The organism is Geminisphaera colitermitum TAV2 (assembly GCF_000171235.2).
Classification (GTDB): Bacteria; Verrucomicrobiota; Verrucomicrobiia; order Opitutales; family Opitutaceae; genus Geminisphaera; species Geminisphaera colitermitum.
The window spans coordinates 1-6,258 of the sequence record NZ_ABEA03000140.1; the positions used below are offsets into that span (position 1 = coordinate 1).

Sequence of the window (6,258 nt, forward strand, 5' to 3'; positions counted from 1 at the left end):
CCTCGATCACCGCTCCCGCCGCAAGTGGCGCGGGCGTCCCGCCCGCTTCCGTTCCAAAGCGGGCGTCCCGCCCGCGCCACTCAGGATGCCGGCAGGATGCCGGCGTTCCCAGGCGCTCCCACGCCAAAATTTCCGCCAAGCTCGCCCGCGTCGGACACATCACTCACCACCCCTTCCGCTGCCGGTCCGCCGCCGCCCGTGCGATTTGCGCGGCGAAGAACGGCCCCCGGTAAATCATTCCCGTGTAAACCTGCACGAGCGACGCCCCCGCATCCAGTTTCTCGCACGCCCCGCGCACATCCATGATGCCGCCCACGCCGATGATCGGCAGCCGCCCCTGCGTGGCGCGCGAAATGTAGTTGATGATCTCCGTCGCCCGCCGCTCAACCGGAGCGCCGCTCAGCCCGCCCGTCTCGTTGACCGTTTCAAAAAACCCCGGACGCGCCAGCGTTGTATTCGTTGCAATGATACCATCGAGCCCCAGCCCCAGGATCGTCTCCAGCACATCGTCGATCTGACTCCACGAAAGATCGGGCGCGATCTTGAGCAGCAACGGACGCCGCACTGCGCGAGCCGCGTTGGCCTCGCAAAGCGCACGCAACACACCCTCGAGCCGGTCCTTCTCCTGAAGCTTGCGCAAGTCCGGCGTGTTGGGACTGCTCACATTGATCGCCACGTAATCCGCATGATCCGCCAGCAGCGCGAAACTTTTTAAATAATCGCCCACCGCCTCCTCCAACGACGCAACCTTGGACTTGCCCAAGTTGATCCCCAGCACCACTCGCCGCCGCCCCGCCGGAGCCAGCCGCGCCAGACGCTTCGCCAGATTTTCCGCGCCATCGTTGTTGAATCCCATCCGATTGATCACCGCCTCCTGCGCCGGATAGCGAAACATGCGCGGCTTCGGATTGCCCGGCTGGGCCAGCGCCGTGACCGTGCCAATCTCCGCGTGTCCAAACCCCATCGCCGCCGCCGCCGGCCACGCCGTCCCCCCCTTGTCGAACCCTGCGGCAAGACCCACCGCGTTGGGAAACTCCAGCCCGAACACCCGCACCGGGCAAAACACCGAACGCGGCACCCGGTTCCATGCCTCCAGCGCCCGGCACAACGGCGGCAATTTACCCAGCAATGACATGCCCATGACGGCCAGCTCGTGCGCCGGTTCGCAATCGAGACGGAAGAACATCGGACGGGCGATTTTCTCGTAAAAGAATCCCATAAACGCGCCATACAGACCATTCCCCGCCCCTCCCGCAAGTCTCCCTGCACGCTTGACACGCCTCCGCCCCCTGCCCATCCGTTCCCGCCAGACAACCAACATGAAACTCACCGGCACACCCGCCCTCGTCACGCTCCCCGGCCTCGCAGCCGTCGTAGTCGTAGTCGTCGTGCCCGTCGCGCGCCGAGAGGGTTTCTGTTAACGAAAGCAGAACACTTTGCCCCCTCTGGCGACGCCGCCGGAGGGGGCTTTTTGTTTTAAGGACAAACCCGCCCCCCCCCGGTGACAACGACAGACGGCAATGGCAGCCACCACACACCCATCACACGCCAACCGCACATGTCACACCAAACACACTACACCGGAGCCACGCTCCTCACCCGCCTGCTCGAACGCCAGGGCATCGCGCACCTCCCCGGCATCCCCGGCGGCGCGATCCTGCCCTTTTACGACGCGCTCCACGACAGCCCCGCCATCCGGCACATCCTCGCCCGCCACGAACAAGGCGCCGGCTTCATCGCCCAAGGCATGGCGCGCGTCACTGGCCGCGCCGCCGCCTGCGTCGCCACCTCCGGCCCCGGCGCCACCAACCTGCTCACCGCCATCGCCGACGCCCACCTGGACTCCATTCCCCTCGTCGCCCTTACCGGCCAGGTGCCCCAGACGCTCATCGGCACCGACGCCTTTCAAGAAGTCGATACCTATGGACTCACCGTGCCCATCACCAAGCACAACTTCCTCGTTCGCACCCCCGCCGAGTTGCTGGAGATCGTTCCCCTCGCCTTTGAAATCGCCGAGTCCGGCCGCCCCGGCCCCGTGCTCATCGACCTGCCCAAAGACGTGCAAACCGCCTCCCTCCCCTTCGCGCTCTCCGACGCCGACCTCCCCACCCCCGGCATGCGCGCACCCTCGCCACCCTGTCCCGATGCCGACCTCGTCGCCCTCGCCCGCCTCCTCGCCAACGCCCGCCGTCCCGTCATTTACCTTGGCGGCGGCATCATCGCCGCCAACGCCAGCCACCACGCGCTTGCCCTCGCCCAACACCTCGCCGCGCCCATTGTCAGCACCCTCAACGCCCTCGGAGCCATCCCCGACCACGACCCACACTTCATGGGAATGCTCGGCATGCACGGCACCCGCGCCACGCACACCCTGCTCGACGAAGCCGACGTCCTCCTCGCCATCGGCGCGCGTTTCGACGACCGCGCCACGGGCAAGGCCGCCGAATTCTGCCCGCACGCCACCATCGCGCACATCGACATCGACCGCGCCGAGATTGGGAAAATCAAAAACACCTTTCTCGGACTCACCGGCGACGCCGCAGACATCCTCCCCCGCCTGCTCGCGCACCTCGACGCGCACCACCCCACAGCCGACGCCCGCCACGCCCGCGCCACCTGGTTCGCCCGCGCCCGCACCCTGCGCGCCGCGCATCCCCTGCGCCATCCCCCCCGTGAACACGACCCGCTGCACCCGGTCAACCTCTGCCGCTTCCTCAGCGAAACCCTCCCGCCCGATGCCATCCTCACCACCGACGTCGGCCAGCACCAGATGTGGATTGCCCAAGCCTATCCCTTTCGCCGCCCCCGCACCTTCCTGACCTCCGGCGGACTCGGCACGATGGGCTTTGGCCTGCCCGCCGCCATTGGCGCCGCCCTCGCCGCGCCCGGACGCCGCGTGGCCTGCGTCAGCGGCGACGGCTCCATCCTGATGAACATCCAGGAACTCGCCACCCTCGCCGACCACGACCTCCCCGTGGCCGTCCTCATCTTCAACAACGCCCAACTCGGCCTCGTGCGGCAGCAGCAGGAACTGTTTTTCCAACAACGCTACGCCGCCTCCCACTTCACCACCGGCCCCGACTTTGCCGCCCTTGCCCGCGCCTTTGGCGTGCGCGGCCACCGCATTGCGGCCAACACCCGCAACCCGCTCGCCGAGATCGCCGCCGCCCTCGCGCAACCCGGCCCCTGCGTCATCGACATCCCCGTTTCCAACGCCGTCAACGTGCTCCCCATGGTTCCGCCCGGTGCCGCCAACCGCCACACTATCGAACACCACGAAACCCAGGCCGCGTAACCAAACCATGACGACCCATTCCCCCCTCCCCCCCCCCCCGGCGTCCCCCACAACAAGCCGCCGGGAGGCGCGGGAGGAAGGCGCGGGAGGCACAGCAAAAATGATAATCCAGACTCATTCATATCAGCTTTCTTACTAGTGCTCCGACATTTGCCAAACGAACGAACTTGATTTCATGTCTCACGATCAAACACTTGCCCATTCCACTTTAACCGCAGCCATCGTGAGCAAAAAAACCACTGTCACCGCCCCCATCAACGCCGACCTCACCCCTGCGGCCCGCATCGAACTCTACCGGACGATGGTTCGCATCCGCCGCTTTGAAGAACGCTCTCTGCGCGCCTACCAGGCCAAAAAAATCGGCGGATTCCTCCACCTCTACATCGGCCAGGAAGCCGTGGCCGTCGGCTGCTGTTCCCTCATGGGCGAGCACGACCACGTCATCACCGCCTACCGTGACCACGGCCACGCCATCGCCGTCGGCATGGACACGAAGGCGCTCATGGCCGAACTCTACGGCAAAGCCACCGGCTGCTCCAAAGGCAAAGGCGGCTCCATGCACTACTTCGACCCAAGCAAAAACTACTGGGGCGGCCACGGCATCGTCGGCGGCCAGATCCCCCTCGGCACCGGCCTCGCCTACGCCGTCAAATACCGCGGACTCAAAGGCTCCGCCATGGCCTTCATGGGCGACGGAGCCGTCAACCAAGGTGCAGTGCACGAAGCCTACAACCTTGCCGCCCTCTGGGACCTCCCCTGCATCTTCGTCATTGAAAACAACGGCTACTCCATGGGCACCTCCCAAGCCCGCTCCTCCGCCGGCGAACTCGCCACCCGCGCCGCCGGTTACGACATGAAATGGGAAACCATCAACGGACACGACCTCTACGAAGTCCGCGCCAAGATGCACGCCCTCCTCACCCGCGCCCGCGAAGAACAAAAACCCGCCGTCGTCGAAATCGACACCTACCGCTACCGCGGTCACTCCGTCGCCGACCCCGACAAAACCTACCGCACCCGCGACGAAATCGAAGAGTATCGCAAAACCAAGGACCCGATAAACCTCTTCCAGCAAACCCTCCTTGCCGAAAAAGTCCTCACCGACGCCCTTATCGAAGAGATCGACACCGCCGCCCGCGCCGAGGCCGACCACGCCGCCGACTTTGCCGAAGCCAGCCCCTTCCCCACCCCCGCCGACATCCAGACCGACGTTTATTGGGAAGCCGACAACCCCGCGCAACGCACCTCCAAAGGACGCCTCTTTTTTAATTAAAAATCAAGGGAGGTTCTAAAAATCAGAAATTACACAGAGATCACAGAGAAGGCACAAAGTTTAGGGAGGACAAAACGACTTTGCTCCTTTTTCCGTAAAAATATTATTTTATTTATAATAAATGAATTACAGAGACATTCATTCGCGAGGAAAATGTCCTTCCACCGGACAGGCCTCCCCAAACTCTGTGCCTCCTCTGTGTCCTCTGTGTAATTTTTAGAAGTTCCCTTAATTTTTAACTATTAATTCTTAACTAATTTCCACCATGCCTGTCCTCACCTACCGCGAAGCCGTTCGCGCCGCCCTCGCCGAAGAACTCGAACGCGACGAAAACGTCGTCGTCCTCGGCGAAGAAGTCGGCCAATTCCACGGCGCTTACAAAGTCTCCGAAGGCCTCCTCGAAAAATTCGGCCCCAAGCGCATCGTTGACACGCCCATCTCCGAAGCCGGCTTCATCGGCCTCGGCGTCGGCGCCTCCATGCTCGGCATCCGCCCCGTCATGGAGTTGATGTTCTGGTCCTTCTATTCCGTCGCCTTCGACCAGATTCTCAACAACGCCGCCAACATCCGCTACATGAGCGGCGGCCAAATCAACTGCCCCATCGTCATCCGCGGCCCCGCCAACGGCGGCACCAACGTCGGTGCCACCCACTCCCACACCCCCGAAAACGTCCTCGCCAACCACCCCGGCGTCAAAGTCGTCGTCCCCGCCACCCCGCGCGACGCCAAGGGATTATTGAAGTCCGCCATCCGTGACAACGACCCCGTCTTCTTCCTCGAAAACACCCTCCTCTACGGCGACAAAGGCGAAGTCTCCGACGACCCCAACGAGCTAATCCCCCTCGGCCTCGCCGACGTGAAACGCGAAGGCACCGACCTCACCATTGTCACCTACGGACGCTGCGTCCAACACTCCCTCGCCGCCGCCGCCATCTTGGAAAAAGAGCATGAAATCTCCGTCGAAATTGTGGACCTGCGCACCATCCGCCCCCTCGATTTCGACACCGTCCTTGCCTCTGTCAAAAAGACCAACCGCGTCCTCATCGTCGAAGAACAAAAACCCTTTGCCAGTGTCGGCTCGCAACTCGCCTATATGATCCAGCGCGAAGCCTTCGACGACCTCGACGGCCCCATCCACCGCCTCGCCACCATCGACGCTCCCGCCATCTACAGCCCCCCCGTCGAAGCCGAGCAATTGCCCAACACGCAACGCGTCCTCCACGCCGCCCTCGCCGCCGTCAACGGCTGACACAACCCATCCAACCCTTCACCACAAAGACACGAAGACACAGAGGCCAAACCACCTAAAAAAAAACAGAAAACACTCTGTGCATTTCTCTGTGCCTCTGTGTCTCTGTGGTTAATTCCTTTTCACGACGCACCGACACCTTATAAAGCACACACCATGGCCGACATCATCGAAATGCCCAAACTCAGCGACACCATGACGGTGGGCACGCTCGTCAAATGGCTCAAAAAAGAAGGCGACCCCGTCGCCACTGGCGACATGCTGGCCGAAGTCGAAACCGACAAAGCCACGATGGAACTTGAGTGTTTCTTCGACGGCACGCTCCTCCAAATCTTCGCCCCCGCCGGAGCCCAAGTCGCCATTGGAGCCCCCCTTTGCGCCGTCGGCAAACCCGGCGAAAAAGTAACCCCTCCCGCCACCTCTGCCACATCCACCACTCCC

Annotated in this window: 6 protein-coding genes; 5 read left to right on the forward strand and 1 reads right to left on the reverse strand. The window is 63.2% G+C overall.

What is annotated here, in order from left to right; all coding sequences use genetic code 11:
* Positions 1–163: 163 nt before the first annotated feature.
* On the reverse strand, positions 164–1,219 hold the full coding sequence (locus tag OBACDRAFT_RS16280) for a quinone-dependent dihydroorotate dehydrogenase (protein WP_043587453.1): 1,056 nt from the start codon (positions 1,217–1,219) through the stop codon (positions 164–166).
* A 52-nt stretch (positions 1,220–1,271) separates the two neighbouring features.
* Between OBACDRAFT_RS16280 and OBACDRAFT_RS28405 the strand changes: the two genes are divergently transcribed.
* The 5 genes from OBACDRAFT_RS28405 to OBACDRAFT_RS16300 form a co-directional block, all read left to right on the forward strand.
* Positions 1,272–1,421 carry a hypothetical protein gene (locus OBACDRAFT_RS28405; RefSeq protein ID WP_157837139.1) on the forward strand — a complete coding sequence of 50 codons (150 nt, stop codon included), beginning with the start codon at positions 1,272–1,274 and terminating at the stop codon, positions 1,419–1,421.
* Positions 1,422–1,558: 137 nt separating this feature from the next.
* Positions 1,559–3,295, forward strand: a complete 1,737-nt coding sequence (gene ilvB / locus OBACDRAFT_RS16285; RefSeq protein WP_043587459.1) for a biosynthetic-type acetolactate synthase large subunit — start codon at positions 1,559–1,561, stop codon at positions 3,293–3,295.
* A gap of 223 nt (positions 3,296–3,518) precedes the next feature.
* Complete coding sequence (gene pdhA, locus OBACDRAFT_RS16290; protein ID WP_232767262.1) at positions 3,519–4,568, forward strand: pyruvate dehydrogenase (acetyl-transferring) E1 component subunit alpha; 1,050 nt, start codon at positions 3,519–3,521, stop codon at positions 4,566–4,568.
* A gap of 265 nt (positions 4,569–4,833) precedes the next feature.
* A complete protein-coding gene (locus OBACDRAFT_RS16295; RefSeq protein ID WP_043587455.1) occupies positions 4,834–5,817 on the forward strand; it encodes an alpha-ketoacid dehydrogenase subunit beta in 984 nt (327 codons plus the stop codon).
* A 156-nt stretch (positions 5,818–5,973) separates the two neighbouring features.
* The coding region (locus tag OBACDRAFT_RS16300; protein WP_043587457.1) for a biotin/lipoyl-containing protein at positions 5,974–6,258 on the forward strand (285 nt) is incomplete at its 3' end.

Coding starts and splice junctions, on each gene's coding strand:
- OBACDRAFT_RS16280 (WP_043587453.1), bottom strand. CDS start 1,219: ATGGGATTCTTTTACGAGAAAATCGCCCGTCCGATGTTCTTCCGTCTC.
- ilvB (WP_043587459.1), top strand. CDS start 1,559: ATGTCACACCAAACACACTACACCGGAGCCACGCTCCTCACCCGCCTG.
- OBACDRAFT_RS16295 (WP_043587455.1), top strand. CDS start 4,834: ATGCCTGTCCTCACCTACCGCGAAGCCGTTCGCGCCGCCCTCGCCGAA.